Here is an 18,079-nt window from a genome sequence, read left to right on the forward strand (position 1 = left end):
CATGTTTCGGCTTTCGAACCTCATCCGCACGCTGGTCACTGCGGCCGTCATTGTCGGTGTGCTGGTCCTCATCTATTCGCTGTGGGTCCGGTATCAGATCGAGCCGCTGACGCGCGATGGCCGCGTGCGCGCCGACATCGTGCCGATTGCCCCGGACGTCAGCGGTCTGGTGACGGACGTACGCGTGCACGACAACGAGACCGTCAAGCAAGGTCAGGTGCTGCTCGTCATCGATCGGTCTCGTTATCAGATCGCGCTCGAGCAAGCCGAAGCCGACGTACAGCGCGTGAAAGCCGATGCCGATGAAGCCACACGCGAGGACAAACGCAATCGAGCGATGCCTGATGTCGTCTCGACCGAGTCCACCGAACAGGGCACGGCAAAGGCGGCACAGCTCCGCGCGACACTCAAGCAGGCCGAGGCCGCGCGCGATCTCGCCGCGCTGAATCTCGAACGTACGCTCGTGCGTGCGCCTGTTGATGGGAGCGTAACCAACGTCGATCTACAACCCGGTGTCTACCTCAGTGCGGGTAAGGCGGCGATGGCGCTCGTAAGCGCGAAGTCATTGCGTGTCGAAGGCTATTTCGAAGAGACCAAGCTACCCGCGGTCAATGTCGGCGATCCGGCAAGCATCTATCTCATGGGGGTCGCCAACGAAATACGCGGTCACGTCGAGAGCATCGCGGGTGGCGTGGAGGACCGCGAGCGCACCGGCACCGATTCGCAGCTCGCCAACGTCAATCCGTCGTTCACATGGGTGCGGCTGGCCCAACGTATTCCGGTGCGAATTCAGATCGATTCGGTCCCCGAGGGCGTGCGTCTCGTACCAGGACAGACGGCGTCGGTCGAAATTCATTCGACGGAAAACGAAGTTCGGGTGCGTCGGAGCCTGCCATGGTAAGCACACGTCGATACGTAGCGGTCATTGCAGCCTTCACCTTGACGGTGCTCGCTGGCTGCGCCGAGGTCGGCCCCGACTACAAGATCCCCGAGAACGCGGTGGTCAATGCCCCGGAAGCGCAAGGCGAATTTGTCTCCGGCAATGCCAAGGTGAGCATCGATGCGCCGTTGCCCGATCACTGGTGGCGGCTGTTCGACGATCCCGTGCTCGACAAGCTCGTGCAAGGCGCATTGGCTTCCAACACCGAGCTTCGTATCGCGCAGGCGAACCTTGAACGCAGCCATGCGCTACTGTCGGAGGCACAGGACGCGAAGGACATCATCGTCGCCGCCGATGCGTCGACGAGCTATACGCAGCAGTCGGCCGAGGCTTCGCTGTCTCACATCGAACCGCCACGGCACGAGATCTACAACACCGGCATCACGATGAGCTATGACCTCGACCTGTGGGGCGGAATCCGACGCGGTATCGAAGCCGCTTCGGCGCAGACCGAGGCGGCGCAAGCCGCGCGCGATCTCGTGCGAGTCAATGTTGCGGCTGAGACTGCGCGCGCGTATTCGGATCTGTGCAACGCCGGCTATCAAATCGACGTGCTTGAGCAAGTGATCGCGGTTCAGGAGCAGACCATCGCACTCTCGCGTCAACTCGTTGCAAACGGGCGCGCGCCTTCATTCGATACCGTGCGCCAGCAATCGCCCGTCGACAGCAATCGTGCTTTGCTTGCGCCGCTGCATGCGCGCCAGCGCAATGCCGCGTTTCGTTTAGCGACCCTTCAGGGACAGCCGCCTGAAGACTACGACAAGACCCTCCTGGATTGCCACAAGCCGCTCACGCTATCGACCTTGATTCCCACCGGTGACGGTCGTGCGCTGCTCGCGCGTCGTCCCGACGTTCGTGCGGCCGAACGTCAGTTGGCGGCAGCGACGGCCGAAATCGGCGTTGCGACTGCGGACCTTTATCCCGACGTCAAGCTAGGGGCGTCGGTCGGATCGACCGGTGCCGCGGCGAGCGCTTTTGGACCGTTGACCAATCGTTTCGCGGTCGGTCCACTCGTCAGTTGGGACCTGCATCGGACAGCCATACGCGACCGGATTTCCGCCGCGCAAGCGCAGGCTCGGGCTAGCCTTGCGCGCTTCGATGGCACGGTCCTTACCGCGCTGCGCGAAACGGAGTCGTCGCTCAACGACTATGCGGCCGCGCTAGATCGATTGCAGAGCCTCGAGACGGCCCGCGACGAGGCAAAGGTGGTCAACGACCGCACCCACGTGCTGCGCGAAGGCGGCAAGGTGGGCGGCTTGGTGGCGCTCGACGCGCAGCGTACGTGGGTGACCAGCGAGCTTGCGGTGGCGACGGCCGAGCAGGGCGTCAACAACGATCAGATCGCGACGTTCCTTGCTTTGGGAGGGGGATGGGAGTGAGTCACGCAGCGCTGAACGTGCGCACTGCGACGCAGCTATTTTGTCCGTGCCACCGGCGCATGGATCGGCCTGGCCCATACGACGTTAGCGTCCACGGCGTAAAGTTCGCACCCCTCGTGCCCTTGCCCGCAACGAACGAGTGCGCTTGTCATCGCGTCGTAGCCGGATGTATACCCCATGCCCCATCCGGTGCAATTGCGAATGCTCGAGACCGTTGCAGCCGGAGAAAGGTCAGGTATCCCACCCGGCCTAGCAGACTCAGATACGGAACGGCTGTCGCGTCTTCAAGCTTTGAGAACTTCGTCGGAGCGGGCGCACCGGTCTGTCCCGACCAGACGACCGCAGTGTCGACCGCATAAAGCTGGCAATGGCTCGCGCGAGTCTGACAGTCCGCCATCGCGGCTTCGGCCGTATTGACACCGCCCGAGTCAATACCCCGCGCCACCGAGTCCGACAGCGAGCCATCGACGGCATCTGGGACTTGCAATACCTCCCAAGGGGCAATAGGGGTTCGCGCCTTTACCGCAATCAGGGCACGCGCACGCTCGTTGTGTGCATTGCAAAGAACGCCTCGATCTGTCGCGCACTGATCTGTCCGAGCCATTGTACGGCCCTCAACCACTGGCGGCGGGCGGCGCACCGAGAGGTCGCAAAGCGTCTCTATCCCCTGCTCCGCCAGGACGCGCGTGATGCGCGCCAAGAACCATTGCGCGACCTAGTTCGTAATGAGTGGCTCGCGAGGCGGTAGCCCCGGTAGCAGTTCGAGCACTCGCAGCACCGACTTGGCGCGAGTTCGTCGTTCTGAATCGGCAAGCGTGAGCATTTCAACCCACTCATTCCGATGCCGGCTGCGCGCATACGCCAAGACCTGTCGTCGCACCGCACCGAGAACACCTCTCGCCGACTGCTCTGCTCCGATCGCACCGGGCAGGTCGCGCTCCACTGCTTGCCGTGACACCAGCCTCGAATACCAGGCACGCGGCGCCGCGCTGGAGTCCACATTCGGACGGCCGCGATGGTGTCCGCAGACTCGATTCCCGATGTGGGGCACTCAGGCGATTTTTCACGAGTGCCAATTTGGGACAAAAAAGCGGCGATTGTAATAAGAATTGTCGCAATAGCTTCAATATCTAGCTCGCGTCCCTGAATTGGCTAGCCTCAAAGACCTAAATCCGGCAACCGTACTCCAAGCCAGCGATCGTCCCTCCGATAACGAGCGGCAACTCGAGTGCGCCCCGCAGAAACACAAGCATCCTCGTTCTGCGAAAGAAACATGACGCAATCGATCTGATGCGAATCCGCTAATTTACGCGTAGGGCCGCCTGGCGGCTCGCAAAAAGCGATCGCGGCCTAGGCAACTTTCTCCGATCGTAGCGGTCTTCGCGAAGCCAACCCTGTATCCTCGGATACACGCGTCGTCTCCGTGGCTTTTCAGTGTTCGCGCTGGTACTCGTAGCGATGCGCGAGCCACCGTGCGCTGGATCCGTCTGCCAATATGAAGTACTGGTCTTTCGTCTCACGGTCCGGACCATCACGAGCGATAACCTGCTCCATTCGGAGAAGCCTTCCGGACCAACCCGGCGAAAGCGGCGGCGCCGCAAATGGCTCGAAACGCACTGTGATGTGGTCGGGCGCGTCGCGCTCGAAGCTCGTTGCTGACATGGGCGGGACCGAAATGCGAGTATCGATGGACACGTAGGTCCACTGCCCCGCGATCGCATCGTAGCCCAGATAGTCGATACGCACAGGTTCTCCGTTACCTGCGCTTCGCATAGTCTCCTCAAGCAAATTGCCAACCATGCGCCTTTCGGCGACCAACCCTTTGGTAACTACGGGCAAGCTACCCGGACGACTCCAGAACGTCTCGACAACAGCCCAGTGCCCTTGCTGACTGGACAGTGCCGCCGCTTCTCGCGTCGCGCGCGGCTCGCTGTCCTGCGCGGAAGCTGGAACAGTCACGAGCACGCCGGCGATGGTCAACGGCATAGCGAGACCGAGAAATAAACTAAGTGGACGCACGCGGAACTCCTTACGGGAATCAGGATGGAAGAGAAATGGCCTTGCGCCCCAATGGTAGATCGCGCGCTTCGGATGGCGGTAACGATACTATTTCCCCTTACTGTAGCCCCCGGAGATACAACGTGATCGACCTGTTCAAGGACGTCCCGGCGTTCGTAGCGGCGGCGGAAGCCGGAAGCTTTTCGGCGGCCGGACGGAAATTGCACCTCTCACGCTCCGCGGTCGGCAAAGCAATCGCTCGCATCGAAGCGCGGCTCGGCGTACGATTGTTCAGTCGCACGACGCGCTCACAGACACTCACCGATGAGGGCCGCGCATTCCTTGCGCGGTGTGTCAGGGCAACAGACGAGTTGCTCGAAGGTGCGGCTTTCCTTGAAGCTGGGCGTTCAAGCATTGCTGGCGTGCTGAAGGTGACGATGCCGGTCCTCTACGGGCGGCTGAAGGTCGCGCCGACGCTGCTGCGCCTCGCAGATGCCCATCCTGAACTGACACTTGAACTCGACCTACGGGACCGCCGCGTCTCCGTGGTGGAGGAAGGATACGACCTGGCTGTCAGAAGCGGTTCAACCGGTTCCGTCGCGGGTCTGTCGACCTGTGTCGTCGGTCGACACGCCACCGCGCTGTGCGCCGCACCGTCCCTTGTCGAACGGCGAGGCATGCCCGGTTCACTCGATGACCTCGGTCGATACGACGCGATTGTTTATCACCGTGATGGAGTGACTGAGCCCTGGATGTTCCCGGGTGAGGACGGGCGCTGCTTGTCGATCGAGCCGGCTTCCCGAATTCGTGCGGCCGATCTCGGCATCGTCCTTGATACGGCCATTTCGGGGCGGGGTGTCGCGTGGCTTCCCGACTGGCTAATAGAGGAGGCGCTCAAGACAGGGCGACTTATACGCCTGCTGCCTGATCTCCCCGCTCGTCACCATGACATCCATTTGCTGTGGGCGACGGCACCGACTCTGCCGGCCCGACTGCAAGTTGCCATAGCGGCGCTTACCGAAGCATCCGGTACCTGATGTGCAGCGCCTCCAGTCAGGGCCGGGATTCCCGGCAACCTGGGCCCGTAGTGACTGCGTCGACTTTTAAACAGTCCCTCTTGCCCTAGTTCAGAATCGGCCGGCTCGAAAGTCAGCGAACGCTTGTTGGATTTCCACCTGCGTGTTCATAACAAAGGGACCGCCAAACGCGATCGGCTCACGCAGAGGGTGTGCGGCGAGAAGAAGAAAGCGGCCGGCTTTGCCACGCGCCGTTATGGTAAGTCCCGACGATCCCGGCTCCTTTGATCGCGTCAACCAGCCAAGCTGGCTGGCCTCCAAAGGGTCGTCGGCGGGCCCGATCTCGACTGCACCTTCGAGGACGTAGACAAAGGCATTGTTGGTCGCTGCAAACCAGTGCTGAAACGCGCCACCGCTTTCGACCTGCACCTCGAGCATCGTTACAGGATGGTGATTGAGCGTGGTCGAGACCCTATCGGCGTAGGCGCCGGAAAAGATCCTGACCTCGACGCCACCCTCGTTCCAAACCGGCAAGGCAGAAGCCACCAAATCCTGATAGCGCGGAATAGACATCTTCTCCGCCGCTGGCAAATTCACCCAGAGCTGCAAGGTATGAGCATTTGTCCCGGCCGGAGGGTTTTCCTCATGCTGAATGCCTCGGCCGGCGGTCATCCATTGGGCATCGCCGGCACGGATCACCCCATTGTATCCAGCGTTGTCGCGGTGCTCGATCGCCCCCTCAATGACGTACGTGACCGTCTCGATCCCGCGATGCGGGTGAAGCGCGAGCGCCCCTTGGGACGTCCAATCTTCGGCCATCAGGACGAAAGGGTCCGCGAACGCGGCGTCCGGTGCGTCGATCAACCGGCGAGCGCTATGTCCGGCAGCTTGCCCCGGTAGGAACTCGGGGTCGTCGATGCGGGCTACTTCTCGGACAAACGTCGGTTTGGGAGTATTCATCTCAATCCCTTAAAACAGCGACCAGTCGGCAGGCGCATGATGCCCGCCGTTCGGGTCTTATCGGCGGACCATCCGGCGCACGAAGTGCAATTCCACAGTGGAGAGACGGCCGCCAAGCTGTTGCATCGAACCGCCCTCCGAGAGCGAGCCGAGGTCGAGCGCGACCAAGCCAATCGAGTCGATAAGTTCGACCACGAGCGCCTTGGCATCGCGATCGTCCCCTGACACGAACAGTACGGTCCAGCTATTGCCGCGCGCCTGCACGAGAAGTCCGCCTTCCGAAAGGCCGCCACGTTTGATCGGCGAGAAGCCGAAATTTTCGCAAGCGCACCAATCTCCACTGCTGCGCCATCATCGTCGCTCGCCAGAAATGCGACTCGCCTGCCGCCGTGTATAGTCGGATCTTGGCCAAGGACCGCAGCGGTTCTTAACAAGCTTGCAGCGTTGAGGGCGGTGCGCGCGATCCCAGGCCTGTCGATCGGCTTGGCTCGCCCGATCGCACTCTCGATCACCATTGCGCCGGAATTCGCGGCTTATGGTGGACGAGGCTCGGTTCAGCTGCTCAGCAATCGATCTTGGAGACTGATCGCAGATCAGCGCCCGCGATATCTCCTCGCGCTCCGCCAGCGTTAGCGCCAACCGGGATCGGTGGGGTGGCGCCGGCAGGATTCCGCCGGTCTCCGCAAGAATCGCCTCGACAGACGAGTGATTCCGGTCAAACAGTCGAGCAATATGCTGAAGAGACTCGCCCTTACGCCAGCGCTCCCACATCAACGTTCTGCGTTTCACTGTAGTAGATTCGCGGTCTCTGTTTCATTTGCAACGTTCCCGCTGCTTACGCAGCGTCTATTGTGTTGCATCGATCGGTTGAATCCGCAGCCGATCCCGGTCCGACGCAACTGGCTTAAGTCGATCCGTCTGAGTCAGCCTGTCGGCATCGGCACCCGTCCGCTGTTTCCCCGATATGACGCGCGGAGAAACGTCAGGCGGTGCGTGTAGTCCGCTTCATGTCACTCCGCATCGATAGTTCGTCCCATGTTGAGCAATGCGGATACCTATCGGCTTGAGTCGTTTGAGCAGATTTTCGGCTCTTTCGGGCAGTGATAAATGGGCAACACGGCCTTACAGTTTGCCTCAGGCCATCCGTGTACCCCCTTCTTGTTTGGGATAGACGGCTTGCCAAGTCTATCGATTTCGGTGACGCGTGGATCGTTGCCCTGAACCGTTGCCATTTCAGCAGGAATACCATGAGCACAACGTTCGTCAACCTGTCATCCCAGTCGGAGACATCTAGGCCACTTGTCATCGCAGCCGTGATGGGCTCGCTGGCGATGGTCGCCATTGAAGCGACAATCGTCTCGACCGCGATGCCGCAGATCGTGACGAAGCTCGGCGGGCTGCATTTGTACAGTTGGGTTTTCTCGTCGTTCTTGCTGACGCAGACCGCCATGACGGTGGTCTTTGGCAAGCTCGCGGATATCTTTGGCCGTAAGCGCATCATGTTGGCCGGCATTGCCATTTTTCTAGTCGGATCGGTGCTGGCCGGCTTCGCTTGGTCGATGCCTGCGATGATCGTCTTCAGACTTATTCAGGGTATCGGGGCCGGGTCGATACAACCGGTCACGCTGACCATCGTAGGCGACCTCTATCCAGCGAAAGAGCGTGGCAAGGTCCAAGGATACCTGGCCAGCGTGTGGGCGACGGCGGCGGTTCTCGGACCAATGATCGGCGGTTTTATCGTCCGGGACCTCTCGTGGGCGTGGATCTTCTGGCTCAACATCCCCATCGGATTGATTTCAGCCGCAGGATTTGTCCTATTCCTACATGAAAAGGAAAGAGTCGCTCGGCCGTCGATCGATATCGGGGGCGCGGTTTTGTTCACCGCCGCCATCGCCTCGCTCATGATCGCGTTGACGAGCCTGAGCACAGCAGACTACACGCACGCCATGCTCAGCGGCAGCGTGTTCGTCGCAAGCACGGCGCTGTTTGTCTGGCAGGAACGGCGAAGCCCGGACCCGATGATCTCGTTTAGCCTGTGGGGGCACAGGCCCATCGCGATGACTAACCTCGCGACCGTTTTTTCGGGAATGGCCTTGATGGGGCTGACGACTTTCCTGCCGATGTATGTTCAGGGTGTGCTGCACCGTACGCCGGTGGTCGCAGGCTTTGCACTAACCATGGTGATGGTGGGGTGGCCGCTGGGCGCGACGCTTACCGCCCGCTCTTTTCACCGGCTCAGCCTGCGCAGGCTGCTGATCGGTGGAGGCGCGGTGATCCCGGTGGGGGCGATGGTCGTCGTCTCGTTGACCCCTCATAGCACACCGCTTCTGGCCGGTATCGGATCGCTGGTCATGGGCTTCGGAATGGGCGCGCTCAGCGTCTCTTCACTCGTCTTAATTCAGGAGCAGGTCGACACGTCGCAACGCGGCAGCGCTACTGCGTCAAACCTATTCTCGCGCAATCTTGGAAGCACGCTTGGCGCGGCCGTCTTCGGGGCGGTGCTCAACTACGAACTGGCTCATTCAAAGAGGCTGGGCGTGGTCACTTCCGATCAACTGCGTAAGGTGATCGAGTCAGTGCCCGGCAGTACGGACAGCTTTGCCGCCGTTCGTCTGGCATTGCACCAGTCCGTTCATCTGACGTTCGTTGGACTCTTTATCGTCGCGTTGGCCATCGTCGTTTTTGCGGTTCTCGTGCCTAAAGTTGCTCAGAGCAGAAAGCATGAAGCGCCTTCGCGTTGAGAAAGCGCTCGTTGCCACTTACACATGAGGCGCGGGGACCGATTGAGCATTCAGCGCAACGGTTTCAGCACGCACGATCTTGACGTTCTTCGTGTAGTCGCCAAGGCACTACGCGATCTGTACGCTGCTAATCCGAAACATCGAAGGAGTTGGCATGACGCGTCTTACTACCGCCACGTTTGAAAACGCAACTGGCGCAACCGCGGACGTGTTCGCGAAGATCAAGAAAAGCGTCGGTAAGGTTTCAAATGCATTTGCGACGATCGGCACCCACAGTCTTGGCGGACGTCAGGCCGCATTCGCCATCGACGCAGCGGTCATCCGAAGCAGACTGTCAGACGCGGACATCGAAACGCTCAAGCTTGTTGACGTGCATCCCCTGGGCCAGGATTGAGTGCGCATCAACACCATGCTGTATACCGGGGTCGTCGGTGACATTGATCAGCCGTTCATAGACGATTTTCGCCCGCGCCTCAGCCGCGGATGCCGTTGACGTCGCTTGTGGACCAGGGCGTTCGATTTTGCTCAAAAGCATACACTTGGACGAGCTCTTCATGATGGCCGACCCCGTTTTTTCCGAAGGTCTCTCCGAAGGTTATGTGCTGAGCGACAAGATCACGGAAGTTAGCGCACGCGATCGTAAGCGCGTCGCGATGACCGCCTTGACGACACACGCTGACACGCAGTCTTTTGCTCGAAGCTGGTCGGCCGCAACCCACGGCGTCAATTCGTCGACGCGGTTAATCGCGTAATCGGCGAGCCGCACCAAACAAAGTGAACGGCGGAAAGCGGCGCACTCGGGCCCACGGGGTCGGCTCAATCCGACCCTGTCGATCGGCCCAGGACTCTCTTTTGGACGCCTCAAATAGTCGAGTAACCGGTTTCGGCGATTTAGTCGTAATACGACAACGCGACTAAGGCCGTGCCGTGACCGCTTGTGTTCCGCTAGCTAACGAAGGCGCAGGCATTTTGCAACGCCTCGAATTGCTCTGGGCGACGTGCATGTGCTAAAGACACGGAATTAGATTGCGTGTCGTACACTCCGAACATCACGGGTCCGTCCTACCAGGCAAATGACTTTGTCCGTGCGGACGCAGTTATCCGTGCTTGTCTACCCACTCCCGTGCCCAAGCAATACCCGCTTCCTCGGCAGCAAACTCCTCTTCGAAAACCTCGAGTACGCCGGAAGCGCCCACCAGCTCGCGGTCTTTTGTGACCGTACCGCTCGCCGCCCAAAAGTTGCCCGCTTCGACTGCCGCACGCCTAGCCATTGCGTGCCCCCAAAGTACATAGCCTTTATATTCTTCCTTTTGCATACCGACCTCCAGCAAAGTCCACGCGATCTTCTCCATGCAGGCCTATGCGGCGGAACTCACCGCTTGACCACGATAAGACCTCGTCGAGCCCCCACGCGTTTAAAATCACTACGGCTGTTACGTCTGCCACGCGCAGGGCACACCCCCCTGCACGAGCGTGCCGATACCGGCATTCGCAACGTCCCATGAAACGCGGGGCGGGCGGTCGTTCTCAGGGCGAGTCGGAACAGGCGCCCTATTGAAAGCGCGCGACGTAATTTGCTCAAAGAGTCCACGCTCGACGATGATCTCGAGGACTTCACCTCTACGTGGCGCCCTTCCGCTTGCTCACGCGAAGGAACAGGTCGATGCGCCTGCATATTAATCTCGCTCGAAGTCTTCCGAACACTAATTGAGACAAGGCATCAACCAGTCGAACTTCCATCAGGGCACCGGCCCGTGCTGCATTCGGCGTGCCCGCCCGACCGTGTGTGGCACGTTGACCTGACTACAGGCCGTTAGATAAGGAATTCATCGCGGTTAGTTGCGCCTTTTATCCACGAAGGCGACTTTCCGCGTCCTGACCATGTGGCCCCGGTCGTCGGGTCGCGATATTTAGGCACAGCCGCGGCCTTCTTGTTAGAAAACTTACGACCACGCTTTAGCGCGACAAGCTCTTCAATATCAATCTCGTAGTCTGCCATCTTTTGTTTGATGTCGGCTACGACGTCGTCCCGTTCAGCAATTCGCGTCTGCTCGATTTGTGCGTTCAGCTCGACCCTCTGGGCAAGAAGCTCTTTGTACGTTGGCATCAATTCTTTCTCCGTCTTGGATTTAAAATTATATCGAGACGATGTGCGATAGCAAATACGGTCGCCTCGCCTCCCATGCCGCAGCGTTAGCGAGCAGAACGGGCGATGCCCCGCCCGGCCATTCCCCCTACCGATAGCTTTCTCGACGGCTGTCGACGCGCGAGCCGAAACCGACGACGACGCAGCCTCATTCGCGCTTATCACTAGGTAGGCTAACGAGTGCTCCAGACATCGGTACCTGCGCTGGGGGGGCAAATAGCAGGCCAGTGAAGGCGATTCGTAACAGTGAGTTCTCTGGCCAAACCGTTGATCGTTCCGCAATTGACGTATGTGAGCCTTATGGGAATCGGTGCGACACACTGGCGTCGCATGCCGTAGGATGGACGAGCACCCGTCCGTTGACACAGGGCGCCCGTCGCAGACTTTTATGCTCAGCCTACTGTGACTTCAATACGCCGAGGCTTCGCTTCCTCGCGGCGCGGAATGGTAAGAGTCAGCACGCCATCCTTCAACGATGCTTCGACCTTGGATGTGTCGAAGTCGTCGCTGACCGTAAAGGTGCGAGCGAAATGTGGCGCTCGCACTTCACCATGGGCGAGTTGCAGGTTTGCCGGCACCTGCACCACGGACTCGGCCTCAATGGTCAGACTACCGTCGTGAACCTTGACGTTGAGCCTGTCCTTCGAGACACCGGGCAAGTCCGCCCATAGCGTGACCTTATGTTGGTCTTCAACGATGTCGACATTCGGCGTTAACGTTTGCCTTCGAGTCGAGTCCGCGGGCTGCTGTTGTGCTATGCCCTTCGGTTGGCGTTCTGCGAGTTGGGTGCTTGCGTAATCGTTCATGATGTCACCTCACTGAACAGTAATCGAACGCGGCTTCGAGGTCTCGCGCTTGCCGACCGAAATCAGCAGACATCCATCGACGTATCTGGCCTGGACCTTCTCGGGGTCGGCATGCTGCGGGAGCTCAACTGCGCGGCGAAAGGCGCCGCTGAATCGCTCCTGAGCGTACTGTCGAGCTCCCTCGGGGAGCTGGTTGCTCTCGACGTCCCGTTGACCACTAATCGTGAGCAGCCCCTTTTCAACTGTCAGATTAAGCTTGCCCAAATCGAGGCCTGGGGCGAACGCGACGATTTCTATCGAATCGTCGGTGGACCCAACGTTGATTTGCGGGAATAGCCCGACACGCGTCGAACGAAGGCTGGCCGGGAACCCACCAAACAGATTCGACATTTGGCGCTGCAGGCGGTCCAGTTCGCCAAAGAGGTCGGATGCAATGAACGCATCACTCATTTTCGCTCTCCTCTCACGACAGAGGAAGCAGCGTACGCGCATCAGCTCAGCTGCCCCATGCCGCGGACAATCAAGTTGAAACACGCAGCGCGCAAGTCTAAGCGGCTGCCCTTTCGCACGGAAGATAGGGCCTCTCCAACTCCTTTCAAGGGCTCAATCGCAGATTGTTTGACTTTGTCACCACCGCGTTCTACTCGGCTCGAGGCTCCGATGCACGATGATCGGAGCCGACGGCATGGATGTGGCCACATCAGGGCAACAACACGGAGCCGCGGCTAACCGCATCTCTCATCGGGTATTAGCGCAGCGTGCTCGTCTGTCGCCGCGCAAGCTAGCTTCGGTCACAAAGCGCCCCCGCCACTCCGCCTCGGTGATGCGGCAGAGGCGCGGTTTGGCGATGCTGACCACTAAGCGCATGTCAGACGAAATCTTCAGCATCGAGAACACGCGCTGACCGTCAGTCGGCGCGCTTTCCGTCGACTATCTGCATGATGCGCAGTAGGTTCAACTCAAACGTCAAGAGCATTTATTCAGGTTCTCGGCCGGCCGCACCCAACTTCTCGCATGCCGCTTCGAAAGCAGGCGTGTACGACAGGTAGCCACGTTCCATCCCATACGCTGAGAATAGGCCCCCCTCAGCCCGAGAGAAGATGTGAGTCAGTGTGAGGGCTCACATAGGTCCCTCGGCTTGTAGGGCCATTGCTTCTCGCTCTATCGAAAAATGGCAGGCGCGACGCTAGACCACGGCGTCAAAGCACGTGCGGTGTCGCAATTGACGAGCCGAACTGCGCGCGAGCCATCTTCAAACATCAGGCACTCAAATTCGACCGTTCGTCCGAGCGGTGCGTTGTCAACGGCAAATACCGCCCGCTCGGACGCAAATTGCAATTTCCCCTCCCTCAACAGTTCAAAGGTTGTCTCTCGCGCATCACCTGCCATGTCCCACCGGTTCATTAAAGTGGCCGCGATATCGGAATCGTGCACCATAATTCGGTCCCGAGAAAACTTCGCCTAGCGGGTAGGATACCGATTCATGCGGCGATGCACCATTCCTGTTAGCCCTGTCTCGTCGATACTTTATGTCGGACGATAGGTTCGCCAAACCGCGATTGGGCTTGGGTCAATCGTTGCCCTCCCAACAGCAACCTTGTCGGCGCACGGGAGTCTTCTATTTGAGGCCAATTGCGTCGCACAATTCGCGCCTGCTCGCAGCCATTCAGGCAGAAGTTGTGGGCACGTGGGGCTCGCCATCCTCCGTGGACTTGAACGCGCCGAATTGGCAACTCATTAAAACGTTCAGATGTCCAAAGCGAACGCAAGAGGGTGCGCGCGGCACGCATGTGCGCACTGTATATTTATACGGACGCGAGCCCTGGCGCGTTTCGATAAACGTGGCCACGCTGTGCGTGCTGGCCGAGCCGCACTGCTCGCGGGAGTCCGTACCCGCTTCGATTTAACATGACTGTCTTTACGGTGTGCGCGCGGACGCGATAAGGTTAAGGTCCGCGGTCAGCCGCCGCCGGCAACGCAGCTATTGTTCTACGATCGGACGCACGGCTCGCGGTACTGGCCCGTCGGCCTAAGCAGCACGGCGCTCTGTTCGAGCTGGGCCGTAATAATGGGGCACGGCCAAAGCTTGCGCTCGGCTCAGTTGCGTCGAGCGCCCATGTTGCGTGCAAAAAATCCGACGTCGATGCTGACAGTCCGACAATGCACTTACAGGCGGGCGATGAGGTGCGTTGGACGCACGCTTTTATACAGTGCATCTTCATCTGAATCGATGGCCGCATTGCCTGCCTTTCTCCGTCTTTTGAAGGCCCGCAGCAAAACCGTTCAGAAGCACGGCGTTCCGGCTTCGGCTTGCCCTCTAGTCCGCAGTCGTTCGCCCTGCGTTCACAGGGCGACTGAAAATTCAAGCTTAGCCGCGTCGAATATATCGTTCGGAAATAACCGAACGGTGCTGGATCCAGGCGAAGGCAACCTCCAACGCCTCATCGCTCGCGTCCTCAGAGTCCGCAAAATCTCGATCAAGACCGAGCGTGCGTGTTTCCCCGGCGCGGTCGATGATGACGGCTGTGGCTGCATAGCGACCGTTTCCACGGTCGGATATCACTGGCCGAACTTCGCAGCCGCGGAAGTCAATGACTTTGTTCGTCGGCATATTTTCCTCGTTCTGAAATGACTGTTCAAGATGAGCTTGCACGTACCGGTCCGCGTATGGCTTTTAGGTGTAGAAGGTGCCTTGCCGCGACCCGCTCGTTCAAGTTGCCTGCGGTGGCGTAAGCGATGCGTTGCAGGCGCGCAAGTCTCGTGCCAATCGGAAAGAGACGAACGCGCCTGACCACATCCCTGAAATCGATTACACAGCACGACACGGACCGAACGCTCTGAGCCGCTCGCTCTCTTGAAGAGCCGTGGCCAAGCGTAGCGAAACACGGAGCGTCTGTCGCGTCGGCTGCGCAATGCTTTAAATAACGGACGGAAGGGAAAGTTCAAGAGGCCCAGCAACATTTTTACAGGGACGCTTTATGGACCTTTTCGATAGGCTTCGAGGGCAAATCGACGGCGTGCGTCTGCCGCTCGTTGCTGTGACTGTCACGGCGGCAGCACAAGTGAATACGCCACTTTTCGCGATACTCCATCGGCACGGCTTCTCCTTCCCGGCGTTGAGATCCCGCCACGACCGGTTCCAGGCTCGGCAGTTCAGCTCGATACACCCTGGCACAGCTTCAGTCTGTAGATGCCATGTTGCTGGATGCAGCGTGGCAATCGGGCGCTTGGGAGGTCGAGCGCGTTGAGCAGCGAGGCTGCAGCGTGATGGAAGCGAGTGCGGCCGAGTCGCTCGCTTGCAGGCAAGCGTTCGGCGACTACGAAGAGGACGGAATCCGCGATACGCGGCTTTTAGACAACACTACCGATCGCGTTGGAGCGATGCGACTTGCTGCGCGCATCGGCTATCTGCGGTGGCTATTTCGTCCAGTTAAAGGCGGCCTTTGGGAAGCACAAAATGAGCAGGACGATACCTTGAACGCAGACGGTGGACGTCACCCGCCGTGTCCGGTACTGCCTGCCCCCCGCCGACCCAGCGGACGTGGTCGCACGGTTTATCGCCTTGGCGACGAACATTCTGCTTACGTGCTGAAACGATTTGTTACAAAGTCGGTTTCCTCGCCTCCTTGATTCTCGCCAACGTCATCTCTATCTCGTGTTTCGCCAGGCAATGGCTCGGCTGCACAGAGGCTTTCCAAGCCCCCGTTATACGCAGCCGGATTCCCTTCATTGGTGATCCTTTAATCGCTCAGGAGATGGAAATGCAGATTCGTCCCCTCTACGACCGGGTTATCGTCAAGCGAATCGAGACGCAGCGGACGACAGCCTCGGGTATCGTGATTCCGGATTCGGCGGCTGAAAAGCCCGAACAAGGCGAGATCGTAGCGGTCGGCAGCGGCCGCCTGCTTCATGATGGAACGCTGCGCGAGCTACAGCTAAAAGTCGGTGATCAGGTGCTCTTCGGCAAACACGCCGGCCAGAGCGTGAAGGTCGATGGCGAGGAACTGCTCGTCATGCGCGAGGAGGACGTCATGGGCGTCCTGGAGCCGGGCGCGAATGCCGTGCGCAAGGCCGCCTGAGATTACATCGCGGTTGCGAACACCCGAGCGGTCATTCGCGACGCGTTGAGTCCACGACTTTACCTGGAGCAAAAAACATGAGTGCCAAAGACGTCAAATTCCACGAAAGCGCACGCGCTCGTATCGTGAACGGCGTGAACGTTCTGGCCGATGCCGTAAAGGTCACCCTCGGCCCCAAAGGCCGCAACGTCCTCATCGAGCGCAGCTTCGGCGCGCCGACCATCACAAAGGATGGCGTGTCCGTAGCGAAAGAAATCGAGTTGAAGGACCGCTTCGAAAACATGGGCGCGCAGATCGTCAAGCAGGTCGCGTCCAAGACAGCGGACGTAGCCGGTGATGGAACGACCACGGCGACGGTGCTCGCGCAGGCGATTGTTCAGGAAGGCATGAAGCACGTCGCCGCGGGCATGAATCCGATGGATTTGAAGCGAGGTATCGATAAAGCCGTGGCCGCCTTGCTGGAGGAGCTACGCTCGCTCTCAAAGCCGATTTCCACCAATCGCGAAATTGCTCAGGTCGGATCCATCTCGGCGAACTCCGACGAGGCGATCGGCAAGATCATTGCCGAGGCCATGGAGAAAGTCGGCAAGGAGGGCGTGATCACGGTCGAGGATGGCAAGTCACTCGACAACGAGTTGGATGTGGTCGAGGGCATGCAGTTCGACCGCGGCTACATTAGCCCGTACTTCATCAACGATCCGAACAAGCAGGCGGCGTACCTCGATGACGCATTGATCCTCCTGCACGACAAGAAGATCTCGAATATCCGGGATCTGCTGCCAGTGCTCGAGGCAACTTCAAAGGCCGGCAAGCCGTTGCTGATTGTTGCGGAAGACGTCGATGGCGAGGCACTGGCCACGCTGGTGGTCAACTCGATGCGGGGTATTCTCAAAGTTGCCGCTGTCAAGGCTCCCGGCTTTGGCGATCGACGCAAGGCCATGCTTGAAGACATCGCGATCCTCACGGGTGCTACGGTCATCTCGGAAGAGACGGGCTTGCAACTGCCGAAGGCAACGCTTGAGGATCTCGGGCAAGCGAAGCGCGTGGAGGTGCGCAAAGACGACACCATTATCATCGATGGTGCGGGCGACGCTCAGCGCATCGAAGCTCGCGTGAAGTCGATCCGCTCGCAAATCGAAGAGACCTCGAGCGACTACGATCGCGAGAAACTGCAGGAGCGCGTGGCCAAGCTTGCCGGCGGCGTGGCTGTCATCAAGGTGGGTGCGGCAACCGAGGTCGAAATGAAGGAGAAGAAGGATCGCGTCGACGATGCGCTGCACGCCACGCGCGCGGCGGTGGAGGAAGGCATCGTGCCGGGAGGCGGTGTGGCGCTGTTGCGCGCGCGCTCGGCCGTGATGAACCTCCAAGGTGCCAACAGCGATCAGGACGCAGGCATGCAGATCGTGCGGCGTGCACTCGAAGCTCCACTGCGCGTAATCGCCGCCAACGCTGGAGATGAACCGTCGGTAGTCATCGCAAAGGTGCTCGAAGGCGTGGGCAACTTCGGCTATAACGCGGCCACGGGCGAGTACGGCGATCTGGTTGAGGCAGGCGTAGTAGATCCCACCAAAGTCACACGCACAGCGCTACAAAATGCGGCATCGATCGCGGGACTCATTCTGACAACGGACGCAACGGTCGCCGAAGCACCGAAGGATGAAAAGCCAGCGCAAGCTCCCGAACCGGAGTTTGAGTACTGATTGATCAGCGATTCCGGTATGCACAGACCGAGGCTCGAGGTCGGTGTAGTCCGTTCGGCGCCGCTCGCGATGTTCGCGATGCGGCGCCGCTTTTTGCGCAGCGACGGACTTACCTCAGAAACTCCCCATTGACGCGGAGCGCCTGGAGTTCGCGACTGGTATAGCCGTCGAAGAGACGCTTACCGACTCGGCCAATCTTGTGCGCGAGTGCGTGGAACTAAGATGACCGGCCAGCTGTTGCCGCAAGAGCGGCACAGCCTAGACCGTCTACAAACAACACCTGCGCAGACGCGCCTTGCGTCGGCCCGGCTCGG

The 18,079-nt window shown here is 59.7% G+C and carries 17 protein-coding genes and 3 pseudogenes; 8 read left to right on the plus strand and 12 right to left on the minus strand.

Annotated elements, in window-relative coordinates; translation table 11 throughout:
* Position 1 precedes the first annotated feature (1 nt).
* A complete protein-coding gene (locus ACMFWR_RS32660; RefSeq protein WP_413197534.1) occupies positions 2-901 on the plus strand; it encodes an efflux RND transporter periplasmic adaptor subunit in 900 nt (299 codons plus the stop codon).
* Entirely contained in the window at positions 895-2,319 is a 1,425-nt protein-coding gene (locus ACMFWR_RS32665) for an efflux transporter outer membrane subunit (protein ID WP_413197535.1), read from the plus strand. The genes ACMFWR_RS32660 and ACMFWR_RS32665 overlap by 7 nt, the downstream gene beginning before the upstream one ends.
* Before the next feature lie 148 nt (positions 2,320-2,467).
* Here ACMFWR_RS32665 and ACMFWR_RS32670 read toward each other — a convergent pair whose 3' ends face one another.
* A complete protein-coding gene (locus tag ACMFWR_RS32670; protein WP_413197536.1) occupies positions 2,468-2,806 on the minus strand; it encodes a hypothetical protein in 339 nt (112 codons plus the stop codon).
* A gap of 944 nt (positions 2,807-3,750) precedes the next feature.
* Positions 3,751-4,305 (minus strand): hypothetical protein, encoded by a 555-nt coding sequence (locus ACMFWR_RS32675; RefSeq protein ID WP_413197537.1) that lies wholly within the window; start codon positions 4,303-4,305, stop codon positions 3,751-3,753.
* A gap of 155 nt (positions 4,306-4,460) precedes the next feature.
* Between ACMFWR_RS32675 and ACMFWR_RS32680 the strand changes: the two genes are divergently transcribed.
* Entirely contained in the window at positions 4,461-5,354 is an 894-nt protein-coding gene (locus ACMFWR_RS32680) for a LysR family transcriptional regulator (RefSeq protein WP_413197538.1), read from the plus strand.
* Positions 5,355-5,444: 90 nt separating this feature from the next.
* Here ACMFWR_RS32680 and ACMFWR_RS32685 read toward each other — a convergent pair whose 3' ends face one another.
* The 4 genes and pseudogenes from ACMFWR_RS32685 to ACMFWR_RS32700 form a co-directional block, all read right to left on the minus strand.
* The gene (locus ACMFWR_RS32685; RefSeq protein WP_413197539.1) at positions 5,445-6,293 is read right to left on the minus strand and encodes a pirin family protein; all 849 of its coding nucleotides are present in this window, start codon (positions 6,291-6,293) and stop codon (positions 5,445-5,447) included.
* Positions 6,294-6,350: 57 nt separating this feature from the next.
* Positions 6,351-6,557, minus strand: a complete 207-nt coding sequence (locus ACMFWR_RS32690; RefSeq protein WP_413197777.1) for a hypothetical protein — start codon at positions 6,555-6,557, stop codon at positions 6,351-6,353.
* Positions 6,534-6,715, minus strand: a pseudogene (locus ACMFWR_RS32695) (NADP oxidoreductase coenzyme); the annotation flags it as partial. The gene ACMFWR_RS32690 and the pseudogene ACMFWR_RS32695, both read right to left, overlap by 24 nt.
* A pseudogene (locus ACMFWR_RS32700) lies at positions 6,714-7,110 on the minus strand (helix-turn-helix domain-containing protein); the annotation flags it as partial. The pseudogenes ACMFWR_RS32695 and ACMFWR_RS32700, both read right to left, overlap by 2 nt.
* Positions 7,111-7,540: 430 nt before the next feature.
* Here ACMFWR_RS32700 and ACMFWR_RS32705 point away from each other — a divergent pair.
* Positions 7,541-9,034, plus strand: a complete 1,494-nt coding sequence (locus ACMFWR_RS32705) for an MDR family MFS transporter (RefSeq protein ID WP_413197540.1) — start codon at positions 7,541-7,543, stop codon at positions 9,032-9,034.
* 154 nt (positions 9,035-9,188) lie between these two features.
* On the plus strand, positions 9,189-9,428 hold the full coding sequence (locus ACMFWR_RS32710; RefSeq protein WP_413197778.1) for a hypothetical protein: 240 nt from the start codon (positions 9,189-9,191) through the stop codon (positions 9,426-9,428).
* A 703-nt stretch (positions 9,429-10,131) separates the two neighbouring features.
* Here ACMFWR_RS32710 and ACMFWR_RS32715 read toward each other — a convergent pair.
* From ACMFWR_RS32715 to ACMFWR_RS32740, 6 genes are all read right to left on the minus strand, one after another.
* Positions 10,132-10,386, minus strand: a complete 255-nt coding sequence (locus ACMFWR_RS32715; RefSeq protein ID WP_413197541.1) for a hypothetical protein — start codon at positions 10,384-10,386, stop codon at positions 10,132-10,134.
* Between the two features lie 461 nt (positions 10,387-10,847).
* On the minus strand, positions 10,848-11,141 hold the full coding sequence (locus tag ACMFWR_RS32720) for an H-NS family nucleoid-associated regulatory protein (protein WP_413197542.1): 294 nt from the start codon (positions 11,139-11,141) through the stop codon (positions 10,848-10,850).
* A gap of 431 nt (positions 11,142-11,572) precedes the next feature.
* Positions 11,573-11,986, minus strand: a complete 414-nt coding sequence (locus ACMFWR_RS32725; RefSeq protein ID WP_413197543.1) for an Hsp20/alpha crystallin family protein — start codon at positions 11,984-11,986, stop codon at positions 11,573-11,575.
* A gap of 9 nt (positions 11,987-11,995) precedes the next feature.
* The gene (locus tag ACMFWR_RS32730; RefSeq protein ID WP_413197544.1) at positions 11,996-12,436 is read right to left on the minus strand and encodes an Hsp20/alpha crystallin family protein; all 441 of its coding nucleotides are present in this window, start codon (positions 12,434-12,436) and stop codon (positions 11,996-11,998) included.
* Between the two features lie 711 nt (positions 12,437-13,147).
* Positions 13,148-13,423: a hypothetical protein gene (locus tag ACMFWR_RS32735; RefSeq protein WP_413197545.1), complete on the minus strand. Its 276-nt coding sequence runs from the start codon at positions 13,421-13,423 to the stop codon at positions 13,148-13,150.
* Between the two features lie 931 nt (positions 13,424-14,354).
* The gene (locus tag ACMFWR_RS32740) at positions 14,355-14,597 is read right to left on the minus strand and encodes a hypothetical protein (protein WP_413197546.1); all 243 of its coding nucleotides are present in this window, start codon (positions 14,595-14,597) and stop codon (positions 14,355-14,357) included.
* Between the two features lie 367 nt (positions 14,598-14,964).
* Here ACMFWR_RS32740 and ACMFWR_RS32745 point away from each other — a divergent pair.
* The 3 genes and pseudogenes from ACMFWR_RS32745 (at position 14,965) to groL (ending at position 17,765) form a co-directional block, all read left to right on the plus strand.
* Positions 14,965-15,616 (plus strand): annotated as a pseudogene (locus tag ACMFWR_RS32745) (diguanylate cyclase).
* A gap of 131 nt (positions 15,617-15,747) precedes the next feature.
* Entirely contained in the window at positions 15,748-16,065 is a 318-nt protein-coding gene (locus ACMFWR_RS32750) for a co-chaperone GroES (RefSeq protein WP_413197547.1), read from the plus strand.
* Between the two features lie 77 nt (positions 16,066-16,142).
* Positions 16,143-17,765, plus strand: a complete 1,623-nt coding sequence (gene groL / locus ACMFWR_RS32755; RefSeq protein WP_413197548.1) for a chaperonin GroEL — start codon at positions 16,143-16,145, stop codon at positions 17,763-17,765.
* Positions 17,766-18,079 lie beyond the last annotated feature (314 nt).

The sequence above is a fragment of the Pararobbsia alpina genome, assembly GCF_965118125.1.
Lineage (GTDB): Bacteria > Pseudomonadota > Gammaproteobacteria > Burkholderiales > Burkholderiaceae > Pararobbsia > Pararobbsia alpina_A.

What these genes read in the sequence shown, in the direction of transcription:
- ACMFWR_RS32735 (WP_413197545.1), bottom strand. Translation starts at nt 13,423, where the DNA reads ATGGTGCACGATTCCGATATCGCGGCCACTTTAATGAACCGGTGGGAC.
- ACMFWR_RS32740 (WP_413197546.1), bottom strand. Translation starts at nt 14,597, where the DNA reads ATGCCGACGAACAAAGTCATTGACTTCCGCGGCTGCGAAGTTCGGCCA.
- ACMFWR_RS32750 (WP_413197547.1), top strand. Translation starts at nt 15,748, where the DNA reads ATGCAGATTCGTCCCCTCTACGACCGGGTTATCGTCAAGCGAATCGAG.
- ACMFWR_RS32720 (WP_413197542.1), bottom strand. Translation starts at nt 11,141, where the DNA reads ATGCCAACGTACAAAGAGCTTCTTGCCCAGAGGGTCGAGCTGAACGCA.
- ACMFWR_RS32730 (WP_413197544.1), bottom strand. Translation starts at nt 12,436, where the DNA reads ATGAGTGATGCGTTCATTGCATCCGACCTCTTTGGCGAACTGGACCGC.
- ACMFWR_RS32675 (WP_413197537.1), bottom strand. Translation starts at nt 4,305, where the DNA reads ATGCCGTTGACCATCGCCGGCGTGCTCGTGACTGTTCCAGCTTCCGCG.
- ACMFWR_RS32660 (WP_413197534.1), top strand. Translation starts at nt 2, where the DNA reads ATGTTTCGGCTTTCGAACCTCATCCGCACGCTGGTCACTGCGGCCGTC.
- ACMFWR_RS32705 (WP_413197540.1), top strand. Translation starts at nt 7,541, where the DNA reads ATGAGCACAACGTTCGTCAACCTGTCATCCCAGTCGGAGACATCTAGG.
- groL (WP_413197548.1), top strand. Translation starts at nt 16,143, where the DNA reads ATGAGTGCCAAAGACGTCAAATTCCACGAAAGCGCACGCGCTCGTATC.
- ACMFWR_RS32715 (WP_413197541.1), bottom strand. Translation starts at nt 10,386, where the DNA reads ATGGAGAAGATCGCGTGGACTTTGCTGGAGGTCGGTATGCAAAAGGAA.
- ACMFWR_RS32710 (WP_413197778.1), top strand. Translation starts at nt 9,189, where the DNA reads ATGACGCGTCTTACTACCGCCACGTTTGAAAACGCAACTGGCGCAACC.
- ACMFWR_RS32685 (WP_413197539.1), bottom strand. Translation starts at nt 6,293, where the DNA reads ATGAATACTCCCAAACCGACGTTTGTCCGAGAAGTAGCCCGCATCGAC.
- ACMFWR_RS32665 (WP_413197535.1), top strand. Translation starts at nt 895, where the DNA reads ATGGTAAGCACACGTCGATACGTAGCGGTCATTGCAGCCTTCACCTTG.
- ACMFWR_RS32725 (WP_413197543.1), bottom strand. Translation starts at nt 11,986, where the DNA reads ATGAACGATTACGCAAGCACCCAACTCGCAGAACGCCAACCGAAGGGC.